This is a genomic window from Actinacidiphila sp. bgisy167 (genome assembly GCF_057707665.1).
This window is the reverse complement of record NZ_JBYIQP010000056.1, coordinates 17,171-38,725: the sequence shown is the minus strand read 5'-3', so window position 1 is coordinate 38,725 and position 21,555 is coordinate 17,171. Positions and strand designations below refer to the sequence as shown.

General features: G+C 72.4%; 20 protein-coding genes. 12 read left to right on the top strand and 8 right to left on the bottom strand.

Annotated features, from left to right (window positions below; translation table 11 throughout):
• Positions 1-84: 84 nt before the first annotated feature.
• Positions 85-1,632 (top strand): glycosyltransferase family 87 protein, encoded by a 1,548-nt coding sequence (locus AC3ET4_RS20795; protein ID WP_431951551.1) that lies wholly within the window; start codon positions 85-87, stop codon positions 1,630-1,632.
• A 111-nt stretch (positions 1,633-1,743) separates the two neighbouring features.
• Here the strand turns inward: AC3ET4_RS20795 and AC3ET4_RS20790 are convergent, their stop codons facing one another.
• From AC3ET4_RS20790 to AC3ET4_RS20780, 3 genes are all read right to left on the bottom strand, one after another.
• On the bottom strand, positions 1,744-2,775 hold the full coding sequence (locus AC3ET4_RS20790) for an alanine racemase (protein WP_431951549.1): 1,032 nt from the start codon (positions 2,773-2,775) through the stop codon (positions 1,744-1,746).
• Positions 2,776-2,866: 91 nt separating this feature from the next.
• Positions 2,867-3,988: a lipid II:glycine glycyltransferase FemX gene (locus tag AC3ET4_RS20785; RefSeq protein ID WP_431951547.1), complete on the bottom strand. Its 1,122-nt coding sequence runs from the start codon at positions 3,986-3,988 to the stop codon at positions 2,867-2,869.
• 156 nt (positions 3,989-4,144) lie between these two features.
• Positions 4,145-4,477 (bottom strand): hypothetical protein, encoded by a 333-nt coding sequence (locus tag AC3ET4_RS20780; RefSeq protein ID WP_431951545.1) that lies wholly within the window; start codon positions 4,475-4,477, stop codon positions 4,145-4,147.
• A 291-nt stretch (positions 4,478-4,768) separates the two neighbouring features.
• Between AC3ET4_RS20780 and rpsF the strand changes: the two genes are divergently transcribed.
• The 4 genes from rpsF to rplI all read left to right on the top strand — a co-directional run bounded on the left by rpsF (position 4,769) and on the right by rplI (position 6,451).
• On the top strand, positions 4,769-5,059 hold the full coding sequence (gene rpsF, locus AC3ET4_RS20775) for a 30S ribosomal protein S6 (protein WP_361791024.1): 291 nt from the start codon (positions 4,769-4,771) through the stop codon (positions 5,057-5,059).
• A gap of 61 nt (positions 5,060-5,120) precedes the next feature.
• A complete protein-coding gene (locus AC3ET4_RS20770; RefSeq protein WP_431951543.1) occupies positions 5,121-5,702 on the top strand; it encodes a single-stranded DNA-binding protein in 582 nt (193 codons plus the stop codon).
• Between the two features lie 44 nt (positions 5,703-5,746).
• On the top strand, positions 5,747-5,983 hold the full coding sequence (rpsR, locus tag AC3ET4_RS20765) for a 30S ribosomal protein S18 (RefSeq protein ID WP_026250812.1): 237 nt from the start codon (positions 5,747-5,749) through the stop codon (positions 5,981-5,983).
• An 18-nt stretch (positions 5,984-6,001) separates the two neighbouring features.
• Positions 6,002-6,451 carry a 50S ribosomal protein L9 gene (gene rplI / locus AC3ET4_RS20760; protein WP_431951540.1) on the top strand — a complete coding sequence of 150 codons (450 nt, stop codon included), beginning with the start codon at positions 6,002-6,004 and terminating at the stop codon, positions 6,449-6,451.
• Between the two features lie 103 nt (positions 6,452-6,554).
• Here rplI and AC3ET4_RS20755 read toward each other — a convergent pair whose 3' ends face one another.
• Entirely contained in the window at positions 6,555-7,898 is a 1,344-nt protein-coding gene (locus AC3ET4_RS20755; RefSeq protein ID WP_431951538.1) for an MATE family efflux transporter, read from the bottom strand.
• Between the two features lie 436 nt (positions 7,899-8,334).
• Between AC3ET4_RS20755 and dnaB the strand changes: the two genes are divergently transcribed.
• On the top strand, positions 8,335-9,804 hold the full coding sequence (gene dnaB, locus AC3ET4_RS20750) for a replicative DNA helicase (protein ID WP_431951536.1): 1,470 nt from the start codon (positions 8,335-8,337) through the stop codon (positions 9,802-9,804).
• 62 nt (positions 9,805-9,866) lie between these two features.
• Here dnaB and AC3ET4_RS20745 read toward each other — a convergent pair whose 3' ends face one another.
• A complete protein-coding gene (locus AC3ET4_RS20745; RefSeq protein ID WP_431951534.1) occupies positions 9,867-10,433 on the bottom strand; it encodes a dihydrofolate reductase family protein in 567 nt (188 codons plus the stop codon).
• Between the two features lie 727 nt (positions 10,434-11,160).
• Between AC3ET4_RS20745 and AC3ET4_RS20740 the strand changes: the two genes are divergently transcribed.
• The 3 genes from AC3ET4_RS20740 to AC3ET4_RS20730 all read left to right on the top strand — a co-directional run bounded on the left by AC3ET4_RS20740 (position 11,161) and on the right by AC3ET4_RS20730 (position 15,344).
• A complete protein-coding gene (locus AC3ET4_RS20740) occupies positions 11,161-13,698 on the top strand; it encodes a hypothetical protein (RefSeq protein ID WP_431951532.1) in 2,538 nt (845 codons plus the stop codon).
• Entirely contained in the window at positions 13,682-14,278 is a 597-nt protein-coding gene (locus AC3ET4_RS20735) for a hypothetical protein (RefSeq protein ID WP_431951530.1), read from the top strand. Before AC3ET4_RS20740 ends, AC3ET4_RS20735 begins: the two co-directional genes overlap by 17 nt.
• A 178-nt stretch (positions 14,279-14,456) precedes the next feature.
• Positions 14,457-15,344 (top strand): hypothetical protein, encoded by an 888-nt coding sequence (locus tag AC3ET4_RS20730; protein WP_431951528.1) that lies wholly within the window; start codon positions 14,457-14,459, stop codon positions 15,342-15,344.
• A 106-nt stretch (positions 15,345-15,450) separates the two neighbouring features.
• On the opposite strand, the gene AC3ET4_RS20725 is transcribed toward AC3ET4_RS20730, so the two are convergent.
• On the bottom strand, positions 15,451-16,392 hold the full coding sequence (locus tag AC3ET4_RS20725; protein ID WP_431951526.1) for a GNAT family N-acetyltransferase: 942 nt from the start codon (positions 16,390-16,392) through the stop codon (positions 15,451-15,453).
• 84 nt (positions 16,393-16,476) lie between these two features.
• Here AC3ET4_RS20725 and AC3ET4_RS20720 point away from each other — a divergent pair, with 84 nt between their 5' ends.
• The 3 genes from AC3ET4_RS20720 to AC3ET4_RS20710 all read left to right on the top strand — a co-directional run bounded on the left by AC3ET4_RS20720 (position 16,477) and on the right by AC3ET4_RS20710 (position 19,755).
• On the top strand, positions 16,477-17,433 hold the full coding sequence (locus AC3ET4_RS20720) for a LysR family transcriptional regulator (RefSeq protein WP_431951524.1): 957 nt from the start codon (positions 16,477-16,479) through the stop codon (positions 17,431-17,433).
• Positions 17,394-18,026 carry an HAD family hydrolase gene (locus AC3ET4_RS20715; RefSeq protein ID WP_431951522.1) on the top strand — a complete coding sequence of 211 codons (633 nt, stop codon included), beginning with the start codon at positions 17,394-17,396 and terminating at the stop codon, positions 18,024-18,026. The genes AC3ET4_RS20720 and AC3ET4_RS20715 overlap by 40 nt, the downstream gene beginning before the upstream one ends.
• Positions 18,027-18,309: 283 nt before the next feature.
• Entirely contained in the window at positions 18,310-19,755 is a 1,446-nt protein-coding gene (locus tag AC3ET4_RS20710) for a globin domain-containing protein (protein WP_431951520.1), read from the top strand.
• A gap of 160 nt (positions 19,756-19,915) precedes the next feature.
• Here the strand turns inward: AC3ET4_RS20710 and AC3ET4_RS20705 are convergent, their stop codons facing one another.
• Complete coding sequence (locus AC3ET4_RS20705; RefSeq protein WP_431951518.1) at positions 19,916-20,443, bottom strand: NUDIX domain-containing protein; 528 nt, start codon at positions 20,441-20,443, stop codon at positions 19,916-19,918.
• A gap of 103 nt (positions 20,444-20,546) precedes the next feature.
• A complete protein-coding gene (locus AC3ET4_RS20700; RefSeq protein ID WP_431951516.1) occupies positions 20,547-21,443 on the bottom strand; it encodes a LysR family transcriptional regulator in 897 nt (298 codons plus the stop codon).
• Positions 21,444-21,555: the final 112 nt, after the last annotated feature.

Here is a 21,555-nt window from a genome sequence, read left to right as displayed (position 1 = left end):
GCCGTTCCCCGGCGGGTGGGGGCGAGGCCGGCGGCCTGGGGATCGGACGCTCCACGCGCGCGGATGTAGGGCAGGATGTGGCCCATGACGATCGTGCGCGAAGACCCCCACCACGAGGCCTCGGAGGCCGAGGCGGTCGTGCCCCCGACCCGCGATGACCCGGTCGCCGCGGCCGGGAGCGAGGTCATCGGCGGTCCGCTCGGCCGCTTCGCGGCCGTGGGGCGGCGGGGCTGGTGGAACCCCCTGCGGGTGATCGTGCTGATCGCCATCGGGATGTTCGCGCTGGGCATGGTGCAGAAGCTGCCCTGCTACGACAGCGGCTGGTTCTTCGGGGCGAACGCCCAGTACAGCCACGCCTGCTACTCCGACATCCCGCACCTGTACTACGGCCGGGGCTTCGCCGACGACCTGGTCCCGTACTTCGACCACATCCCGGACACGATCTCCGGCGGCATGGGCTACCTGGAGTACCCGGTGCTGACCGGGCTCTTCATGGAGGTCGCCTCCTGGTTCACCCCGCACGGCGGCACCATCCAGCACCGGGAGCAGGTCTACTGGCTGGTCAACGCCGGGATGCTGCTGGTCTGCACGGCCGTCATCGCGGTCTGCGTGGCCCGGACCAACCGGCGCCGTCCGTGGGACGCGCTGCTGGTCGCCCTGGCGCCGGCGTTCGCGCTGACCGCGACCATCAACTGGGACCTGTTCGCCGTCGCCCTCGCGGCGGCCGGGATGATGCTCTGGTCGCGCAACCGGCCGCTGGCCGCGGGCATCCTGATCGGGCTGGCGACGGCCGCCAAGTTCTACCCGGTGCTGCTGCTGGGGCCGCTGTTCCTGCTGTGCCTGCGGGCCGGGAAGTGGAGGGCCTGGGGAGCGGCGGTGGGCGGCGCCGCGGGCGCCTGGCTGGTGGTGAACCTCCCGGTGATGCTGCTCGCCTCGGACGGCTGGGCGAAGTTCTACACCTTCAGCCAGGAGCGGGGCGTCGACTACGGCTCCATCTGGCTGATCATCTCCCAGCAGACCGGCAGGTCCATCGACGGCGCGAACTTCTACGCGATCGCGCTCATGCTGCTGTTCTGCGCCGGCATGGCCGGGCTGACCCTGTACGCCCCGCGGCGCCCGCGCTTCGCGCAGCTGGCCTTCCTCGTCGTGGCCGCCTTCATCCTGACCAACAAGGTCTACTCACCGCAGTACGTGCTCTGGCTGGTGCCGCTCGCGGCGCTCGCGAGGCCCCGTTGGCGGGACTTCCTCGTCTGGCAGGCCGCCGAGGTCATGTACTTCCTCGGCATCTGGTCGTACCTGGCGTACACGACGGGCGGCAACAGCAAGGGCCTGCCGCAGGACGGCTACCACCTGGCCATCGCGGCGCACCTGCTCGGGACGCTGTACCTGTGCGCGGTCGTCGTCCGCGACATCCTCTTCCCGGAGCGCGACGCGGTGCGCCAGGACGGCTCGGACGACCCCTCCGGGGGCGTGCTGGACGGCGCTGAGGACGTGTTCGTGCTGGGGCGGCCCTCGCACCAGCCGCGGCACGCGGCGCCGCTGCAGCACGGGGCCGAGGACGGCTACGGCTTCGGGGAGGCGCCCACGGTGCACTGGGGCCTGGAGAAGGAGCCCCGGACCCCGCCGCACTGAGCGGAGGGGGCGGAGGGGCCGCCCAAGGGCGTCCAGGACGTCCGGGGCACCGCAGAGACCGCCGGCACGCCGCCCCCGGGCCTCAGGGGCTCGGGGGCGGCGGCGTGTGCGTCAGCGGTCGACGACGCGGTCGAACTGCGTCGTCGTGTGCCGCAGGTGTGCCACCAGCTCGTCACCGACCGCCGGGGGCGCCACGTCGCCCGGCAGGAAGAGGATCGACACCTGCATGTGCGGGGGCTCGGCGAACCAGCGCTGCTTGCCGGCCCACACGAAGGGCGACAGGTTGCGGTTGATGGTGGCCAGGCCGGCCCTCGCGACGCCCTTGGCGCGCGGCATCACGCCGTGCATGGCCTTGGGAGCCTCCAGGCCCACCCCGTGCGACGTGCCGCCGGCGACGACGACCAGGTGGCCGTCCTCGGAGGCCTTGTTCTGGCGGTAGCCGAAGCGCTCGCCCTTGGCGATGCGGGTGACGTCCAGGACGGCGCCCCGGTACTCGGTGGCCTCGTGGTCGCCGAGCCACAGCCGGGTGCCGATGCGGGCGCGGAAACGGGTCTGCGGGAACTCGTCACGCAGCCGGGCCAGCTCGGCGGCCTTCAGATGGCTGACGAACATGGTGTGCAGCGGCAGCCGGGCGGCGCGCAGCCGCTCCATCCAGGCGTGGACCTCCTGCACCCCGTCGGAGCCGTCGGTGCGGTCCAGCGGCAGGTGGATGGCGAAGCCCTCCAGCCGGACGTCGTCGATGGCCGAGTGCAGCTTGACCAGGTCGTCCTCGCTGACCCCGTGCCGCTTCATGCTGCTCATGACCTCGATCACGACCCGGGCCCCGACCAGGCCGCGCACGCCTTCGACGGAGGACACGGAGCGGATGGCGCGGTCCGGCAGCGGCACCGGCTCCTCGCCCAGCCGGTACGGGGTCAGCACCAGCAGGTCCCCGCCGAACCAGTCCTTGATCCGGGCTGCCTCGTACGTCGTACCGACCGCGAGGATGTCCGAACCGAGCCGGATCGCCTCCTCGGACAGGCGCTCGTGGCCGAAGCCGTACCCGTTGCCCTTGCAGACGGGGACCAGTCCGGGGAACTGCTCCGCCACGGACTGCTGGTGCGCACGCCAGCGCGCGGTGTCGACGTACAGGGTGAGCGCCATGGCCGGAACGTGGACCTTTCTGCGGTTCTGCGGTCAGTCGGACAGCTGGGGCAGCTGGGCAAGGGGTCGGCCGGCCGGCGGGGCCGGCCGGTCAGCGGCGGGACATGTAGATGTCGAGCGCCTTGTGCAGCAGCTTGTTGAGGGGGAAGTCCCACTCGCCCAAGTATTCGGCAGCCTGCCCGCCGGTGCCCACCTTGAACTGGATGAGACCGAAGAGGTGGTCGCTCTCGTCGAGCGAGTCGCTGATGCCGCGCAGGTCGTACACGCTCGCGCCGAGCGCGTAGGCGTCCCGCAGCATCCGCCACTGCATGGCGTTGCTCGGCCGGACCTCGCGCTTGTGGTTGGCGGAGGCGCCGTAGGAGTACCAGACGTGCCGGCCGACGACGAGCATCGTGGCGGCGGCGACCGCCTCGCCCTCGTGCCGGGCGAGGTACAGCCGCATGCGGTTGGGGTCCTCGGCGTTGAGGACCTGCCACATGCGCTGGAAGTACGGCAGCGGCCGCGGGCGGAAGCGGTCGCGCTCGGCGGTGACCTCGTACAGCTGCTGCCACACGGGGAGATCGTCGTAGCCGCCCTGGACGACCTCGACGCCGGCCTTCTCGGCCTTCTTGATGTTGCGGCGCCAGAGCTGGTTGAAGCCCTTCTGGACGTCGTCGAGGCTGCGGTTCTCCAGCGGCACCTGGAAGACGTAGCGGGGCTGCACGTCGCCGAAGCCGGCGCCGCCGTCCTCGCCCTGCTGCCAGCCCATGCGGCGCAGCCGGTCGGCCACCTCGAAGGCGCGGGGCTCGATGAACGTCGCCTCGACGTCGCGCAGGCGCTTGACGTCCGGGTCGGCGATGCCCGACTTGATGGCGGCCGCGTCCCAGCGGCGGATGACGACCGGCGGACCCATCTTCACGGAGAACGCGCCCTGCTGCTTCAGGTGCGCCAGCATCGGGCGCAGCCACTCGTCCAGGTTGGGGGCGTACCAGTTGATCACCGGGCCCTCGGGGAGGTAGGCGAGGTACCGCTTCACCTTGGGCAACTGCCGGTAGAGCACCAGGCCGGCGCCGACGAGCTCACCGGTCTTGTCGTCGAACCAGCCGAGGTTCTCCGAACGCCACTCGGTCTTGACGTCGGCCCAGGCGGGCACCTGGCAGTGGCTTGCCGAGGGCAGGCTCTGGATGTACGCCAGGTGCTGTTCCCGACTGATGGTCCTCAGGGTCAAGCTCATGCGGGGCGCTCCCCATCGCTGCGGCTACGGCATTGCTGACTGCATTACTGCGCCGAAGCCTACTGCGAACGGCGAACGCCCCTGCGAGGGCTGTGGACAAGTCGGTTCCGCGGCTTCGCCCGGCGGGGGCCGGGAGGGACGGCAGGCGGCGCGGGCTCAGGACACCACGCCGCCGAAGAGACCGCCGTGGGCCATGCCGATGTAGAAGCCGACCGCGGCCAGTCCCATGCCGATGATGAAGAGGAAGCGCTCGGCCGTGGTGACGGAGCGGTACTGGCCGAAGGCGCCCACCAGGACGCCGACCAGGCCCGCCCAGGAACTGAGCAGGTGCAGGCCGCTCCAGAACGCCGCGATGGCGGAGACCAGGCCGAGCACGACGGTCACGACGGCCAGGGTGTTCTCCACCGGATGGGGCCGGCCGTCCGTGTTGAGGGTGAACCGGGACCGATGGGGCCGGCCGCCGCGAGCGGGTCGTACTGCCTGTGCCATGGGGCACCTCCGTGATGGAGAGGTGGCGCATCGTAGCGCCGAACACACCCGATGTGTACAGATTGCGGGCATGCGCGGGCGGATTTCAACCGGAAGCCGCGAGGCGGGTAGTGTGTACCGTCTGCACCGGTGTCTGTGCAGGTCCACATGACGGTTCCGAAGGGGCCGCGGGGAGCGGTCCCCGCGGGTCCGGGGGCGTTGTCAGTGGGCCGGGATACCGTTGCGACGCGATGCAAACCCTCCTGCCACGGAAACGCCGTGGCCGCTGAGTCCAAAGGAGGTGGGTTCCACATGCGTCACTACGAGGTGATGGTGATCCTCGACCCCGATCTCGAGGAGCGCGCTGTCTCCCCGCTGATCGAGAACTTCCTCGGCGTCGTCCGCAACGGCGGCGGCAAGGTCGAGAAGGTCGACACCTGGGGCCGTCGTCGTCTTTCGTACGAGATCAAGAAGAAGCCCGAGGGCATCTACTCGGTCATCGACCTCAACGCCACTCCTGAGGTCGTCAAGGAGCTCGACCGTCAGATGAACCTGAACGAGTCGGTCCTCCGGACCAAGGTCCTCCGTCCCGAGACCCACTGAGCCTGACGGCTCAGGCATTCGGGAAACCGAGAAGCCAAGCAACGCCGAGAGGTCACTCACCATGGCAGGCGAGACCGTCATCACGGTCGTCGGCAATCTCGTCGACGACCCCGAGCTGCGCTTCACCCCCTCGGGTGCGGCGGTCGCGAAGTTCCGAGTCGCGTCCACTCCCCGCACCTTCGACCGGCAGACCAACGAGTGGAAGGACGGCGAGAGCCTCTTCCTCACGTGCTCGGTCTGGCGGCAGGCGGCGGAGAACGTGGCGGAGTCGCTTCAGAAGGGCATGCGCGTCATCGTGCAGGGCCGTCTGAAGCAGCGCTCGTACGACGACCGCGAGGGCGTCAAGCGGACGGTCTACGAGCTGGACGTCGACGAGGTCGGCGCCAGCCTGCGCAACGCGACCGCCAAGGTCACCCGCGCCAGCGGTGGCGGCGGCGCCTCGCGCGGCGGCCAGGGCGGGTACGGCGGCGGGGGCGGCCAGGGCGGCGGCTGGGGCGGTGGCCCCGGTGGCGGCCAGGGCGGCGCGCCCGACGGCGACCCGTGGGCGACCGGCGCTCCGGCCGGGGGCGGCCAGGGCGGCGGCGGCTGGGGCGGCGGCTCCGGCGGCTCCGGCGGCGGCTTCTCGGACGAGCCGCCCTTCTAAGGGCGGCAGCGCACCAAACTTCTTGATCACACTGGAGAGAGACAATGGCGAAGCCGCCTGCTCGCAAGCCTAAGAAGAAGGTTTGCGTGTTCTGCAAGGACAAGATCACCTACGTCGACTACAAGGACACGAACCTGCTGCGGAAGTTCATCTCCGACCGCGGCAAGATCCGTGCCCGCCGGGTCACCGGCAACTGCACCCAGCACCAGCGCGACGTCGCCACGGCCGTGAAGAACAGCCGTGAGATGGCGCTGCTGCCCTACACCTCGACCGCTCGCTAAGGAAGGGTGGACTGAGCAATGGCGAAGATCATCCTCACCAACGAGGTCAGCGGCCTCGGCGCCGCCGGCGATGTCGTCGAGGTCAAGAGCGGCTACGCCCGCAACTACCTGATCCCGCGCGGTTTCGCGATCGCGTGGACCAAGGGTGGCGAGAAGGACGTCGAGCAGATCCGCCGCGCGCGCCGGATCCGCGAGATCGCGACCGTCGAGCAGGCCAACGCCCTCAAGGCGCAGCTCGAGGGCGTCAAGGTCAAGCTGTCCACCCGCGCGGGTGACGCCGGCCGCCTGTTCGGCTCGGTGACCCCGGCCGACATCGCCGCCGCCGTCAAGGCCGCGGGCGGCCCGGACGTGGACAAGCGCCGGGTCGAGATCGGTTCCCCGATCAAGACGGTCGGCTCGCACAAGGTGTCGGTGCGTCTGCACCCCGAGGTCGAGGCCGCTCTCGACGTCGAGGTCGTCGCTTCCTGACCCTCGCGCACCGCGTGAACGCCGGGCCCGGGACCATGAGGTCCCGGGCCCGGCGTCTTGTCGTCGGCGGGAAGCCTCTGGTCGCCGACCGGCAGGTCGCCGGTCAGGCGCGCACGGCGCCGGCGATGGCCCACTTTCCCGAGCGGGCGCGCCAGTGCAGGCCGGCCAGCCGGGTGAGCATCATCAGGCCCGTCGCCCACCACAGGGCGGTGAGTCCCCCTCCGAGAGCCGGGACGGCCAGGGCGGCCGGGGTGAAGACGGCGAGGGTGACGACCATCGACCAGGCGAGGTAGGGGCCGTCGCCGGCGCCGATGAGGACCCCGTCCAGGACGAAGACCACGCCGCAGACCGGCTGGAAGAGCGCCGCCACCAGCAGGACGGTCATCAGTTCGGAGCGCACCGCTGGGTCCGTGGTGAACAGCGGGGCGACCAGCGGCCGGGAGACGGCCAGGACGAGGCCGATGACCACGCCCGAGGCGATGCCCCACTGCACCATGCGGCGGCACGCGGCCCGGGCCCCGGCCACGTCGTCGGCGCCGAGGTGGCGGCCGATGATGGCCTGACCGGCGATGGCGATCGCGTCCAGGGCGAAGGCGGCCAGCGACCAGAGGGTGGTGGTGATCTGGTGGGCGGCGATCGAGGCGTCCCCGAGCCGGGCGGCGACCGCGGTGGCCAGCATCAGCACGGCCCGCAGGCTCAGCGTGCGGATCAGCAGGGGCGTCCCCGCCTGGGCGCAGGCGCGGACGCCGGCCAGGTCGGGCCGCAGGGAGGCGCCGTGCCGGCGTGCCCCGCGGACGACGACACCCAGGTAGACGGCCGCCATCGCGTTCTGGGCGATCACGGTGCCCCAGGCGGAGCCGGCGATCCCGAGCCCGGCGCCGTACACCAGCACCACGTTGAGCACACCGTTCACGGCGAAGCCGCCGACGGCGACGTAGAGCGGGGTCCGGGTGTCCTGCAGCCCGCGCAGCACACCGGTGGCGGCCAGGACGACGAGCATCGCGGGGATGCCGAGTGCGCTGATCCTCAGGTAGGTGACGGCATAGGGGGCGGCGGTGCCGGAAGCGCCGAACACGTCGGTGAGGGCGGGGGCCGCGGGGATCGCGATAGCCACCGCGGCGGCGCTGATGAGGAGGGCGAGCCAGATGCCGTCCATGCCCTGGCGGATCGCCGCGGGCAGGTCGCCCGCGCCCACCCGGCGGGCGACGGCGGCGGTGGTGGCGTACGCGAGGAAGACGAAGACGCCGACGAGGGTGGTGAGCAGGGCGCCCGCGACGCCCAGGCCCGCGAGCTGCGAGGTGCCGAGGTGGCCCACGATCGCGCTGTCGGCCATGAGGAAGAGCGGTTCGGCGACCAGCGCCCCGAAGGCGGGCAGTGCGAGACCGATGATCTCGCGGTCGTGGCGGCGTACGGCTTGACGGGGTGAGACTTCGGCGACCTGGGGCACCCGGCCAGGGTAATCATCCACATGTAAGGGACACAAGGGGGCCCTGCCTCTTACTTGTGGCTGCGCAGGGTGATCTCCTCCGTGCCGTTTGTCGTGATCTTGGGCTGAGCGGGCAAGTTTTTCTTGTCCACAGCGGGTGGATGAAAAAACCGCAGGTCAGCCGCGTGATCATTGGGTGATTGTGTGCTTGTCCACCGCGCTGTCCCCCGCCCTGTACACAGCTGGAGGGGGCTTCTCCACAGGTAGGGGCAGTTCATCAACAGGTCATCCCCCACGCCTGTGGATAACCGTCTTGGCTGTGAGCCCCGTGGACCCCTACCGTGGGGCGTCGCCCGGTGCCACAGGTGTGCCCGAGCGACGTGAATGTCAGAGCCGTGGCGTAGCAAAAGGGGCACGACGCAGTGGTCCGCGCCGGAGGGGAGGAGGTGGCAGGGGGGTGAGCCAGCCCGAACCCGCGGACGACCACTGGGGGAGCGAACCGCCTTTCCCGCCGGACGGTCCCGGCGACCGTCTGCCCGTCTCCCGCTTCCGGCGCAGGGACGAGCGGGACCGCGACCGTGACGACGATCGCGGGAGCTCCGGCTTCGAGCGCGTACCGCCGCAGGACCTGGACGCCGAGATGTCGGTGCTCGGCGGCATGCTGCTGTCCAAGGACGCCATCGCCGACGTCGTCGAGGTGCTCAAGGGCGCCGACTTCTACCGGCCCGCGCACGAGACCGTGTACGCGGCGATCCTCGACCTCTACGCCCGTGGCGAGCCCGCCGACCCCATCACCGTCGCCGCCGAGCTGACCAAGCGCGGCGAGCTCGTCCGCGTCGGCGGCGCGCCCTACCTGCACAGCCTCGTCAACGCGGTGCCCACCGCCGCCAACGCCGAGTACTACGCGGAGATCGTGCACGAGCGCGCGGTCCTGCGCAGGCTCGTCGAGGCGGGCACCCGCATCACGCAGATGGGGTACGCGGCCGACGGCGACGTCGACGAGATCGTCAACTCCGCGCAGGCCGAGATCTACGCCGTCACCGAGCAGCGCACCAGCGAGGACTACCTCCCGCTCTCGGAGATCATGGAGGGCGCCCTCGACGAGATCGAGGCCATCGGCTCGCGCAGCGGCCAGATGTCCGGGGTGCCCACCGGCTTCGCCGACCTGGACTCCCTCACCAACGGCCTGCACCCGGGCCAGATGATCGTCATCGCCGCCCGCCCCGCGATGGGCAAGTCCACGCTCGCGCTGGACTTCGCCCGGGCGTGCTCGGTCGCCCACGGCATGCCCAGCGTCTTCTTCTCCCTCGAGATGGGCCGCAACGAGATCGCGATGCGCCTGCTGTCCGCCGAGGCCCGGGTCGCCCTGCACCACATGCGGTCCGGCAACATGACCGACGACGACTGGACACGGCTGGCCCGCCGTATGCCCGACGTCTCGGCGGCCCCCCTCTACATCGACGACTCGCCGAACCTGTCGATGATGGAGATCCGCGCCAAGTGCCGCCGGCTCAAGCAGCGCAACGACCTGCGGCTGGTCGTCATCGACTACCTCCAGCTGATGCAGGCGGGCGGTTCGCGCCGCCCCGAGAGCCGTCAGCAGGAAGTCTCGGACATGTCCCGCAACCTCAAGCTCCTGGCGAAGGAACTCGAGGTCCCGGTGATCGCGCTCTCCCAGCTGAACCGTGGTCCCGAGCAGCGCACGGACAAGAAGCCCATGGTCAGCGACCTGCGCGAGTCCGGTTCCATCGAGCAGGACGCGGACATGGTCATCCTGCTGCACCGCGAGGACGCCTACGAGAAGGAGTCGCCGCGCGCCGGCGAGGCCGACCTGATCGTCGCCAAGCACCGCAACGGCCCCACGGCCACCATCACCGTGGCCTTCCAGGGCCACTACTCGCGCTTCGTGGACATGGCGCAGACCTGAGCGGTCCGGCCGGGAGGTCTCCTTCCCGTGCGGTCCCCTGGGCGACGTCGGACGGACGGCGCTCAGCGCCTCGTCTCGTACCGGGTCAGGACGACGCCGCCGGGGAGCGTCCGGTGCTCCACCAGGCTCAGGTTCACCCAGGTGTCCAGCGCGGGGAAGAACGGCGTGCCGCCGCCCACCAGGACCGGATGGGTGGCGATCACGTACTCGTCGATCAGGCCGGCACGCACGGCCGCCCCGGCGAGGGTCGCGCCGCCGATGGTCATGGGGCCGCCGTCCCCGGCCTTGAGCCGGGTGATCTCGGCGATCGCGTCGCCGGTGACCAGGCGGGTGTTCCAGTCGACCTCGTCGATCGTCGAGGAGAACACCACCTTCGGCGTGTCCCGCCAGTTCCGGGCGAACTCGATCTCCGCAGGGGTGGCGCCCGGCTGCCGGTCGGCGGTCGGCCAGTGGGAGCTCATCGTCTCCCAGAGCTTGCGGCCGTAGAGCGACAGGCCACTCGCCCGGTCATGGTCGAGCCACCACTGGAACAGCTCGTGGCTCGGAGGTCCGCTCCAGCCGATGTCGTCGCCGGCCGCGGCGATGTAGCCGTCCAGAGTCAGGTTCATGCCGTAGATCAGTTTCCGCATGGCCAGCCTTTCGTCCGGGGGTGTCCGGTACGTGGACCGGTGCGGCTCGGGAACCGTATCGGCGCGCGATCCGGGCTCGCCGGTTGTCCTCGTGCTCGGGGCCCGGCGTGTGGAGACGGATCACGGGTGCCAAGGCCGTGAGGCGGCCGAGAACTCCCGGGTCGCGCACCGGAAGCGACCGCAAGGGGGATTCGCCGGGAGAGGTCCGATCCGGGACCGTGCTCACGCAACTCCGTCGGTCGGCGATAATCTTCATCGGCAGGGTCGGCCAGGCGAGTTTGTTCACCCGGAGGAGGCCCGACGTCAACCGTCCGTCGGTATGGCCGCCAGACTACGGGGGAAACCTGGCCGCGACTCACCGCGGTGTGACAGGGGGGAACGAGCGGAACGACGGGGTGCGGGGAACCTCGTAGGCCACGGCGCGGCGACATCGCGGTCATCAGCTGCCGGGGCTGGGACGGGGCAACGGTGACATTCGCTGTCGCGGCGATGAGGGGGTCCGCGGCGGAGGGCGCGACGCGTCGGACGGGTGACCGGGCGCCACTGCCGCGTGCGGTGCGGCGGACGGCGCCGGCGGTTGCCGGCGAAGCGGCGCACACCCCCTGAACGCAGGATGGGCGCAGCCGCTGCTGCCCCGGCACCCGCGGGTGCCCTGGAGGTCCGGTCGCGGCGACGTCGGCGCGAGCCGGTTTCGGTGAATCGGTACGTGTAAGGACAAGGAAGGCCCATGAGCCGCTGGCGCGAGACGTTTGCCAGGCAAGGCGGCGGCGCGAGCGTTCCGCCGCGCAGGCGACCCGAGAGTCGGCTCGACGACGACCCCGCCCCGCGGGTTCTCGTCGAGGACCACGGCGGACTGCTTGTGCTGCGGCCGCCCACCGAGGACAGCCTGGACCCGGCCGACGTCATCGACCTGTCCCGCACCATGGCCTCGCCGGACGGCACGGCCACGATCGTCGTCGCCGTGGACCCGTCCGGGCACAGCGGGCTGTGGCCACGGCTCCGCGAGGTACTGGACACCCTCCGGGCGGACGGCACCCGGACCGTGCGTCTGGTGCTCTCCGGGGCCGGCGACGACCGCCCCGGCCGCCCCGCCACGGCCCGGCGGATCGCCGACGCCTGGGACATGACGGTCGAGGCGCCCGACGGACCGGTGATGGTGGTGCCGGGCGGCTCGGCGTTCGTGCCGCCCGGCACCGGCGGGTGGCGGCGCTTCGCCCCGGGGCGGGCTCCGGTGCCGCTCGGGCCGCGCATGCCGTCTCCCCGGTGGCAGAACGCCCTTCGCCGGGTCCCCGCGACGGCGGTCAGCGGCTGCGTGGTGGATCAGGTGCCGGCAGGGCTGCTGATCCGCCCCGCGGGCTCGGCTGCACCGAGTCCGGGCGACCTCTTCCACACCGTTCCTGTCGATCCCCGGCGGGCCGCCGTGATCGTGGGCGTCCCCTTCGGTGAGGACGTCGCGGCATCGGACGTCGTCGCGCTCCTGGAGGCGATACCGGCCGAGGACTGCGACGTGCGCCTCGTGCCAGGGGGGAGAACCGATCTGCTGCCCCTGGCCCAGTCGGTCTCCTCGACTCTGGGCATCGAGGTCGAGGTCACCACGGGCCTGCCCCTGTTCGCCTCCGACGGCCCCATGGGGCGCTACGGGGTGCGCTCGGCGATGGTCGGGACCGACGAGGTGCCGCGGTGGCTGCCGTACGTCGACGCGGTCGTCTGCGCTCCCGCGGGCACCGCGGACCGCCCGCACCCGCCGCGCCTGCTGCGCTGGTTCGCACCCGAGGGGATCGGCGGGCTCCGCCCCGCGAACGGTCCCGCCGTGAACGGGGAGTTCCTCCTGTCCCCCGAGTGGCGCGTCGTGCTCACCAGGGCCGGGTTGTGGGTCGGCCCCATGGGCGGCGCTCCGATCCCGCACAGTGACCGGCCGGTGAACCACGACGGACCCGTGATCGATATCGGACGGCCCGGCGACCGTCTCACGGCGACGCTGTGGCCCGTTGTGTCCCGTGTGCTCGTGGCGGTGAATCCCGCCGTCCGAGCCCTCACCACGCTGCACGTCCACGCTACCCCGCCCGACGGCGGCCGTGCGCTGCGGTCCCTGGCGGCCGAGCACAGCCTGCGCGTCATCCGCTTCTCCCCCGTCCAAGGGGTACGCCCGGCCGCCCCCGGGACCGCTGGGGCCCCCGGGGCCGTTGGGGCCGTTGGGACCGCTGGGGCCCCCGGGGCCGCTGGGACCCACGGAACTCCTGCTCCCGGCCCCCGGACCCCTGGGACCCCACGCGTGGGTCCGGCCGCCGGGAGCGCGAGCCGCCCGCAGGGCACACAGCAGAAGCCGCCCCGGCCCCTGGACGAGCGCGGTCCGCAGGGGCCCGCCGAGCACCGCGGGGCCCCCTCACCCGCCCCCCGCCGCACCGCCCCGGCGGCACCCAAACCGGGCTCCGCCGCCCCGCCGCCGCGAACGCCGCGGCCCGCGCAGGCTCCCGAAGCCCAGCAGTCCCCGCACGAGGCCGGACACGCCGCCAGGGGCCCCGCACCGACGTCACCACGCCATCGCAGCACGCTCGAAGAGCGCAGCGCCTTCCGCGGCTTCGCCAGTGCGGTGTGGGAGCGGCACAGCTCTGCGGTGCGCCGGGCGATGACCAGCCTGCCGGCCCCCCAGGGACAGGAGGACGAGGCCGTCCACGACGATCTCGTCGCCGTTCGCATGTACATGGAACAGGCCGACAGTCCGCAGCGCCACGCAGAGCTGCGGGCGCTGCTGCGTTCGGGCGAGCCCCAGTGGCAGCCGTTCGCCGCCTGCCTGACGTCCGGGCTGCAGTGGCTCCCGCCGTACCGCGGAGCGGTTTTGCGCGGGGCGCCCCCGTTCGGCACCGGCAGCACGCCGCGCCGCGGTCAGATGCTCTATGATGCCGCCCCGATAAGTGGCCTGCCGATCGATCAGGCCGACACCGTCTCGGGGGCGCAGGCGGCGTACGTGATCTGGTCCATCACGGGCCGCGCCGTGGGTGCGCTGCGCGAGGGAGCGCGCAAGGCAATGAACGAGATCGTGTTTGCGCCGGGCACGAAGTACCGGGTGCTCGATGTACGCACGCAGGGCGGCGAGCCGCTGATCCTCCTCCGCCAGCTGCCCGACCGGCTCACGGCCGGGAGCGCGGACGCTCTGGAGGACGCCGACGAGACCGCGCTGGCCCGTCTCGAACAGGCGCTGGCGGAGCTGACCTGGGGCACCGGTCCATGGCCGGCACGCTGCAGCGGAAGTGTCGGCGACCACTGAGCAGGTACAGCCACGTAGCAACGGGCCGGCCGGGTCGGGGCGCCGGACCGTCCCCGAGTCCCCGGCAGACAACGACAGACAGGAGCCCGTCCTTGCACCACCAGAAGTCACCCGCTTCGCCCAAGGCTCCGGCGGTGACCACGCGCAAAGCCACCTCGCTTCCGGTCGTCGACACCGAGGCCGACTCGCTCTTCGCACCCGCGTCCGCCGAGCCGACGCCGACGCCGAAGCCGACGCCGGCGCCCGCGCCGACGCCGAAGTCGCCGCCGAAGCCGAAGTCGCCGCCCGCTCCGGTGGGGTCCGCGCCGACGCCGAAGCCGACGCCGAAGCCGACGCCAAAGCCGAAGCCGACGCCAAAGCCGAAGCCGAAGCCGAAGTCGCCGCCCGCTCCGGTGGGGTCCGCGCCGACGCCGAAGCCGAAGCCGAAGCCGGCGACCACACCGGCGCCCGCGCCCAAGTCCTCGTCTTCGTCTTCGTCTTCGTCCTCTGCCGTCCCGCCGGTACCACTGGTCGACACGGCTGTCCCAGCTGGAAGCCGCATCGCCGAAACGGCCGCCGCGGAGTTGAAGTCGGTGCGTGAGGGCGAGACGTGGTCGAGGTCCGACCGCGACCAGGCCGAGCCCGCACAACCGGCGGATGCCAAGGCGGCGCGTGTGCAGGAGTCCCGGGCGGATGCCAAGGCGGCGCGTGTGCCGGAGTCCCGGGCGGATGCCCGACCCGCGGTGGGACCGGCACCTGCGCAAGGTGACTCGCCGACGGTGTCGGTCGAGGCGGCGGTGTACACCGCGCTGCGGCGCAAGGCCTCGACGCAGGCCTCCGTCAGGTCGGTGACGTCCAGGCTCACGCAGCGGACAGGACCCGAGTCCACCGCTCTCGGGCCCACCGCTCTCGGGCCCACCGGTCCGACGGGGCCGAAGGCCGGCCGTCCGGGCGGCGGCGCACGACGAGGGTTGGCCATCGTCGTCTGCGCCGCCGTCGCGGTGGCGGCGTTCCTCACGCTGCAGCGCACCGTCGGCGGCGACGCGGACCCGGCACCCGCCGGGACCGTGACGGACAGTTCGGCGGGACCGGAGGCTTCGCGGCTCCTCGACGCCGGGGCGAGCCCCCTTGCCAGCCGCACTCCGGAAAGGAAGCCGACCCCGTCCAGTACCTCCTCCCCGCGCAGGAAGCCCCGCACGCCGGCGTCACCGAGCCACTCCCTGAAGGCGGAAGAACCCACGACCTCGACGACACACAACACCTCCGGCGGCGGCTCGAAGACGGAGCTGCCGAAGTCGAACGACGCATCGCCGACGGTCAAAGCCACGGTCAAGGCCCCGGCCAAGCCGCCGGCGCCGTTGACGGTGTCGGCCACCAGAGTGCTCAACCGGGGGCAGTCCATCGTCAACGGTGAGACGTCGCTGACGATGACCTCCGGCGGAAACCTCGTTCTGACGTACCGCGGTGCCGTCAGATGGGCGAGCGGAACGACGGGGCAAGGGGTCAGCACGGTATTCCAGGACGACGGCAACTTCGTCGTCTACCGCACGGACACCAGCACGGCCTGGTCAACCAGGACCGACGGCCACGACGGCGCCGTCCTCGTGATCACGGGCTCGGGCGAGCTCTATATCAGCTACCAGGGCCAGAAGCTGTGGCAGGCGTGACCTTCCGCTAGGCCCGGCGGGCAGGGGTTCCGCGGCGGACGTCACGGCCCGGCCGGAGGGTCGGCGGGAAGCTCCCGCGGAACCGGCCGCCGTCGGGCGTGCGGGGTCAGCCCAGGGCCACCATCAGCGGGGCATGGCGGCGGTGAGCGTCGCCGGGCAGTTCCCGGTCCCCGAGCACCATCAAGGTGTTGGGGAAGACGGGTGCCACGCCGTGCTCCGCGGCCCAGCCGCCCTGGCCGTCGGGGAGGTCGGTGCGCAGATCGAGGCGGACGGGCAGGTCCGCGTTCCGGGCGATCGTGGTGATCAGCTCCCTGGCCACGGCAGGGCTCCCGGCGACGACGGGGCCGACGACCAGCGTGTCCCCGTTGACCCACGCCGAGGCGTAACCGGTCAGGGTGCCGTCCTGCTCGGCGACCATGACGCGTTCGGCGAACCGGGGCAGGTCGCGCAGGAGGGGTGAGCGGTCCGCGCCGAACACCTCGGCGTCCAGGGCGAGCAGTGCCGGCAGGTCGGTCTCGGTGAAGGCTCGCGACCGCGTGGTGCTGGAGCCGCCGGGGCCGCCAGGGCCGTCGGAGCCGCCGAAGCCGTCGCAAACGCGGGAACCGCTGGAGGCCCCGGCCGTTTCCGTGGTACGCGCGGGCTCGGGCGGGGAGAGGCGGCCGCGGTGGGTGACGACGGTGCCGATCGCGCGGAAGCCGAGCTTCTCGTAGAGCGGGCGGCCGCGATCGGTGGCGTGCAGGGTGACGGTGTCGTCGCCGGCCTCGGCCAGGACGTGTGACATGATGCGCCGCCCGAGCCCCCGCCCCTCGTACCGGGCCGCGACCAGGACCATGCTGACCGCCGCCAGGCCGCCCGCGTAACGGGTCAGGACGGTGGTGGCGGCCAGGCCGTCGCCGTCGGGGGCGTCGACGCCGTAGCCGGTCCCGTGGGTGAGCAGGAAGCGCCACTTGTGTTCCTCGGCCCCCCAGTCCCTGCTGACGGCCAGCGCGCTGCAGGCGGGGAGATCGGCGGGGGTGAGACGGCGCACGGGTGCCGCGGGGAATGTCATGCGGGCAGCGTGCCGCCGAGGCGGCGGGCGGCTCCCATAGTTATCCCCTATGGCCATCGGCCGGTACCCGGCTATCCTCCCCGGGTGACGCTCTCCTTGCCCGGCCTGCGGGCCTTTGTGGCGGTGGCGCGCACGGGCTCGTTCTCGGCGGCCGCGCGGCGGCTCGACGTACGGCAGCCGACGGTGAGCGAGTCGGTGCGCCGACTGGAGGCCGCCGCCGGGCGGCCGTTGCTGGTGCGCAACCGCGAACGGGCCGAACTGACCGACCTGGGGCGGCGGATCCTGGCCCACGCGGTGGCGGCCGTCGACGCGGCGGACGAGCTCGAAGGACTGCTGGCCGGGACGGCGCCCCGGCCGTTCACCGTGGGCTTCTTGGGCGAGGCCGCGGCCGGCCGGACCCGCGAGCTGCTGGACCTGATCCAGGCGCGCGTCCGCGGCGAGGTGCGGCTGCGCCGCTACGACTTCGACGACCCCTCCTGCGGGTTGCTGGACGGCCGGTGCGACCTGGGCATCGTGTGGCCGCCGTTGGACGCTCCCGGCCTGGGGATGGTGACCGTCGCCGACGACCGGCGCTGCGTGGCGCTGCCCGCGACGGACCCGCTGGCGCGCCGCACCGAGGTCGCGCCCGCCGAACTGGGCGGCAGGACATGGGTGGTGCCGCGGACCGCTGACGCGGCCTACGCCGGCTTCCGCCACCCGTCGGCCGTGGGGGTCGTCCACGTGGCGGGCACGGTGCCGTCCGGGTCCCTGGAGGAGACGCTCGAACTCGTGGCAGCGGGCCGTTGCTGCGCGCTGGCGAGCACGTCGACGGACGAGCACTACGCCCGGTCCAACGTGGTGTTCGTGCCGCTGGCCGGGGACGTGCGCTGCACGGTCGCGCTGGCCTGGCGGGCCGCGGACCGCAGGCCGGCGGTCCGCGGGGCGGTGGAGGACGCCGCCCGGCTGTTCGGGAAAGCGCCGCCGGGGGCCGGACGGTCGGCGGCCGACGAGGGAGGGGCCGCATGGGACGACTGCACATCTTCGACATGGACGGGACGCTGATGCACGGTTCCTCGGCGAGCCTGGAGCTCGCCCGGGAGCTGGGGCTGGTGGCCGAGTTCAGGGAGTTGGAGCACGCGCTCGGGAACGGCCTGCTGGACCCGCCGGGCTACGCGGTGCGCGCGTACGAGCTGTGGCGGGAGCTCACCCCGGCACAGGTGGCGGCGGCGTTCGCGCATGCCCCGTGGCTGGCCGGGATACGGGAGGTGTGGGCGGACATCGCCGCCCGGGGGGAGCACTGCGCCGTGGTGTCGCTCTCCCCGGACTTCTTTGTGCGCCGGCTGCTGGAGTGGGGGGCGCACGCGGTCCGGGCGTCGGCCTTCCCGCAGCTCCCGTTCGACCCGGCCGTGGCACTGGACGCGGCGGGGATCTTGCTGCCGGAGAGCAAGGTGACGGCGGCGGACGAACTGTGCGCCCGCTACGGGATCAGCCGCCGCGACTGCGTGGCGTACGGGGACTCGCTCTCGGACACGGCGCTGTTCGCCGCGGTGCCGGTGTCGGTGGCCGTCAACGGGGACCACCATGTGCGCGGCCTGGCGAGCCACGCGTACACCGGGCGCGATCTGCGGGAGGCGTATGCGCTGGTCTCGGGCTGAACGCGCGGGGGCCGAAGCGTTGATCGTCGTGGGAATCGAGTGACGCCGGGGGAAACAGGCGCCCCGGGGCGCATGACTCCGGGAAGACGCACGACTCCGGACAGCGCCCACGACTCCGCCGCGGCGCGCTTCACATTCGGCTGAGCTTAACCCGATCGGTATCGCCGTTTCCCGTACTTCCGGCTATTTGTCCGGGCGGCTCGAAGCCCTGGCAGGCTTTCCGCACAGGATGTGAGGCTGAGGTACGGATTCCGACCGGGAGAGGCTCGAGGCGAAGCTGATCATGGACGCTCTGACCACGAACGCGGCCGAAACGGGAAAGGGAACCGGGACCGGGTCCTCCGGTTGGTTCACGCCGCACACACCCCCTGACGGGCCCCGACCCCACCATCAGGGCGAAGGCGCGCTTGCGCCGAGCCGCCGGGTGCGGCCGATAAGGCCGGTGGGCAAGGGAGCCGGGTGGACCTCCGAGCCCGGCCGGCAGCGGTCCGGCCCCGCCCAGGACGCGGCGGGGTCGCGTCCGCGCCCGGAGCCGCCCGCCGCACCGCCACTGCCACCGTCTGCGCCGCGGGCGCAGGCCCGGCCGCGGCCACGGCCGCCGAGCGCGGACGCGCGACTCATCCGGCGCACGCTGGAGGAGGTCGCGCCCGTCGCTGACAAGACGACGTCGTATTTCTATGCGCTTTTGTTCATACGGCATCCGGAGTTGCGTGAACTCTTTCCCGCCGCGATGGACACGCAACGCGACCGATTGCTGAAAGCGCTCCTCACCGCCGCGGAACACCTCGACGACACCGAGATACTCACCGAATACCTGTCCCACCTGGGCCGCGGCCACCGCAAATACGGCACGCGCCCCGAGCACTACCCGGCCGTGGGGGAATGCCTGATCGGGGCGCTGAGCCGGTACGCATCCGCCCTGTGGGACGACGAGGTCGAAAGCGCCTGGGCGCGCGCCTACACGGTGATCTCGCAGACCATGATCGACGCGGCGGCCGCCGACGAGAAGCACGCACCGCCCTGGTGGCAGGCCGAGGTCGTCAGCCACGAGCTGCGCACCCCCGACATCGCGGTGGTCGGCGTCCGCACCGACCACCCGTACCCCTTCCTCGCGGGCCAGTACGCGACACTGGAGACGCCCTGGTGGCCCCGGGTCTGGCGGCATTACTCCTTCGCCTGCGCCCCCCGCGCGGACGGCCTGCTGGTGTTCCATGTCAAGGCCGTGCCGGCCGGCTGGGTGAGCCGGGCGCTGGTCCACCGCGCCCGTCCCGGCGACGTCCTGCGGCTCGGCCCGCCGGGCGGCTCCATGGTCGTGGACCACACCACCGACAACGGACTGCTCTGCCTGGGCGGCGGCACCGGCATCGCCCCCATCAAGGCCCTCGTCGAGGACGTCGCCGAGCACGGCCGCCGCCGGGCCGTCGACGTCTTCTACGGTGCCCGCAGCGACCACGACCTCTACGACCTGGACACCCTGCTCGGGCTCGCCCAGCGCCACCCCTGGCTCTCCGTGCGGCCTGTGGTCTCCGACGGCCGCGGGGACGGGGGGCTGCACGGTCCGCTCCCCGAGATCGTGCAGCAGTACGGCCCCTGGCCCGAGTACGACGCGTATCTGAGCGGGCCGCCCGGGATGATCCGCAGCGGCGTCGACACCCTCGTGCGCGGCGGCATGCCCTCCCGGCGCATCCGGCACGACCTGATCGAGGAACTGGTCGCGGCGGGCCGCTGAGACCGCCCGCGCCGCCCGCCCGCGCGGCCCCTCGCCGGAAGGAACGTCGCCACGGGAGCCTCCCGACGGCACCCGCGGGACCCGCGGCACCCGATGCCGGCCGGGGCCGGTCAGCCGGCTCGTCCGACGTCAGCCGACCCAGCCGGCCCCACAGCCGACGTCAGCCGAGGTCGGTCGACAGCAGTCCCAGCACCCCTTCGATGTTGCCGTCCAGGTAGTGCCGCAGGGTCAGCGGAACGATCTCCACGGAGGCGAGCCCCACCCGGCTGAACGGCACGCGGACGACGTCGTAGGTGCCCGAGGGCTCGTCCACCTCCGGGCCGTGCCGCCGCGAGGGGTCCATGGACGCCAGCCGGCACACGAAGAAGTGCTGCACCTTCACCCCGTGCGAGCCGTCCTCGCCGATGTGCTCGACGGTGTCGACGAAGGCCGGCACGACATCGGTGACCTTGGCGCCCAGCTCCTCGTCCAGTTCTCTGTGCAGCGCCTCGACGATGGTGGCGTCCTCGGGCTCGACGCCTCCCCCGGGGGTGACCCAGTACGGGTTGAGCCCGGGCTTGGTGCGCTTGATGAGCACGAGGAAGTCGCCGTCGAGCAGGATGGCGCGGGCGGTGCGCTTGACCACCGGCCGGGTGGCGGGGACGGTCGGCGCACCCGGTGCGGCAGGGTTCTCGCTGTCCGGGGCCATGCCTGAGATCTGCCGCGGCGCGGGAGGCGGCAAACGCCTCCGGGACGGCGAATCGGAACCTTCCGTTCTTCCGGAGGCCACCCGCCGTGCGCCGGGCGCGCAGTCACCAGGCGGCGGAGGAGCGGATCAGCTGCTCGTGCACCCGCGCGATGTGCGGCAGCGCGAGCGTGCCGGCGCGCACCGAGACGAAGTACGTGCGCAGCGGCGGCACCGGCGGCTCCAGCAGCGCGCTGACGGCACCCGCCGTGATCGCCTCGCAGCACAGGTAGCGGGGCAGGACGGCCATGCCGATGCCGGAGACCACACACTCCAGGACGGCCCGCAGATCGGGCACCACCACCGCGGGGACGATGGCGGGGGTCACGTCGAAGACCGCCGACCAGTAGTGGTCGAACAGCGGCATGCCCTCGTCGTAGGAGATCACGGGGATGCCCTCGAGGACCCGTGCGCCGCGATCGCGCACCGCGAGCGGGCCGCCGATCCGCTCCAGCCAGGCGGGCGCGGCCACGAGGACCTGCTCCTCGTCCCACAGGGCGGCGGCGGTCAGCAGCCGGTCGCGGGGCCGGACGGTGCCGATGGACAGGTCGTGGTGGCCCGCGGCGAGCCCGGCCAGCGCCTCGTCCTCGCCGACCAGGGTGACCCTCAGCTGCAGGCCCTCGGCGACCAGCGGGGCCAGAGCGGGCAGAGCGCGCACGGAGGTGAAGGTGGGCGGCCCGGCGAGGTGCAGGGTGCGCTGCGCGGACTGCTCGCCGAGGTCCGCCTGTGTTATCTGTAGCAGGGCGTCGAGGTGCGGCGCCACCCGGTGGGCCAGGTCGTCGCCGACCGGCGTCGGGGCGACGCCGCGCGGCAGGCGCAGGAACAGGGGGCGGCCGAGCTGCCGTTCCAGGCTGCGGATCTGGATGGTGACGGCCGGCTGGGACAGGCCCAGCAACTGGGCGGCTCTGGTGAAGGAACCGGCTCGGTGCACCGTGACGAACGTGCGCAGCAGAGCCAGATCCATGAACCGCTCCCTCCCGGCCGCCGTACGACCGCGGACATATAAATATATCGATAGGTCTGTATCGCAACTGTGATTGGACACTGACGCAGAGTCAACTAGCCTTGTCCAAGCG

What these genes read in the sequence shown, in the direction of transcription:
- AC3ET4_RS20700 (WP_431951516.1), bottom strand. Translation starts at nt 21,443, where the DNA reads ATGGATCTGGCTCTGCTGCGCACGTTCGTCACGGTGCACCGAGCCGGT.
- AC3ET4_RS20725 (WP_431951526.1), bottom strand. Translation starts at nt 16,392, where the DNA reads ATGACATTCCCCGCGGCACCCGTGCGCCGTCTCACCCCCGCCGATCTC.
- rpsR (WP_026250812.1), top strand. Translation starts at nt 5,747, where the DNA reads ATGGCGAAGCCGCCTGCTCGCAAGCCTAAGAAGAAGGTTTGCGTGTTC.
- AC3ET4_RS20705 (WP_431951518.1), bottom strand. Translation starts at nt 20,443, where the DNA reads ATGGCCCCGGACAGCGAGAACCCTGCCGCACCGGGTGCGCCGACCGTC.
- AC3ET4_RS20780 (WP_431951545.1), bottom strand. Translation starts at nt 4,477, where the DNA reads ATGGCACAGGCAGTACGACCCGCTCGCGGCGGCCGGCCCCATCGGTCC.
- AC3ET4_RS20795 (WP_431951551.1), top strand. Translation starts at nt 85, where the DNA reads ATGACGATCGTGCGCGAAGACCCCCACCACGAGGCCTCGGAGGCCGAG.
- rpsF (WP_361791024.1), top strand. Translation starts at nt 4,769, where the DNA reads ATGCGTCACTACGAGGTGATGGTGATCCTCGACCCCGATCTCGAGGAG.
- AC3ET4_RS20745 (WP_431951534.1), bottom strand. Translation starts at nt 10,433, where the DNA reads ATGCGGAAACTGATCTACGGCATGAACCTGACTCTGGACGGCTACATC.
- AC3ET4_RS20790 (WP_431951549.1), bottom strand. Translation starts at nt 2,775, where the DNA reads ATGGCGCTCACCCTGTACGTCGACACCGCGCGCTGGCGTGCGCACCAG.
- AC3ET4_RS20740 (WP_431951532.1), top strand. Translation starts at nt 11,161, where the DNA reads ATGAGCCGCTGGCGCGAGACGTTTGCCAGGCAAGGCGGCGGCGCGAGC.
- AC3ET4_RS20710 (WP_431951520.1), top strand. Translation starts at nt 18,310, where the DNA reads ATGGACGCTCTGACCACGAACGCGGCCGAAACGGGAAAGGGAACCGGG.
- AC3ET4_RS20770 (WP_431951543.1), top strand. Translation starts at nt 5,121, where the DNA reads ATGGCAGGCGAGACCGTCATCACGGTCGTCGGCAATCTCGTCGACGAC.
- AC3ET4_RS20715 (WP_431951522.1), top strand. Translation starts at nt 17,394, where the DNA reads ATGGGACGACTGCACATCTTCGACATGGACGGGACGCTGATGCACGGT.
- AC3ET4_RS20785 (WP_431951547.1), bottom strand. Translation starts at nt 3,988, where the DNA reads ATGAGCTTGACCCTGAGGACCATCAGTCGGGAACAGCACCTGGCGTAC.
- rplI (WP_431951540.1), top strand. Translation starts at nt 6,002, where the DNA reads ATGGCGAAGATCATCCTCACCAACGAGGTCAGCGGCCTCGGCGCCGCC.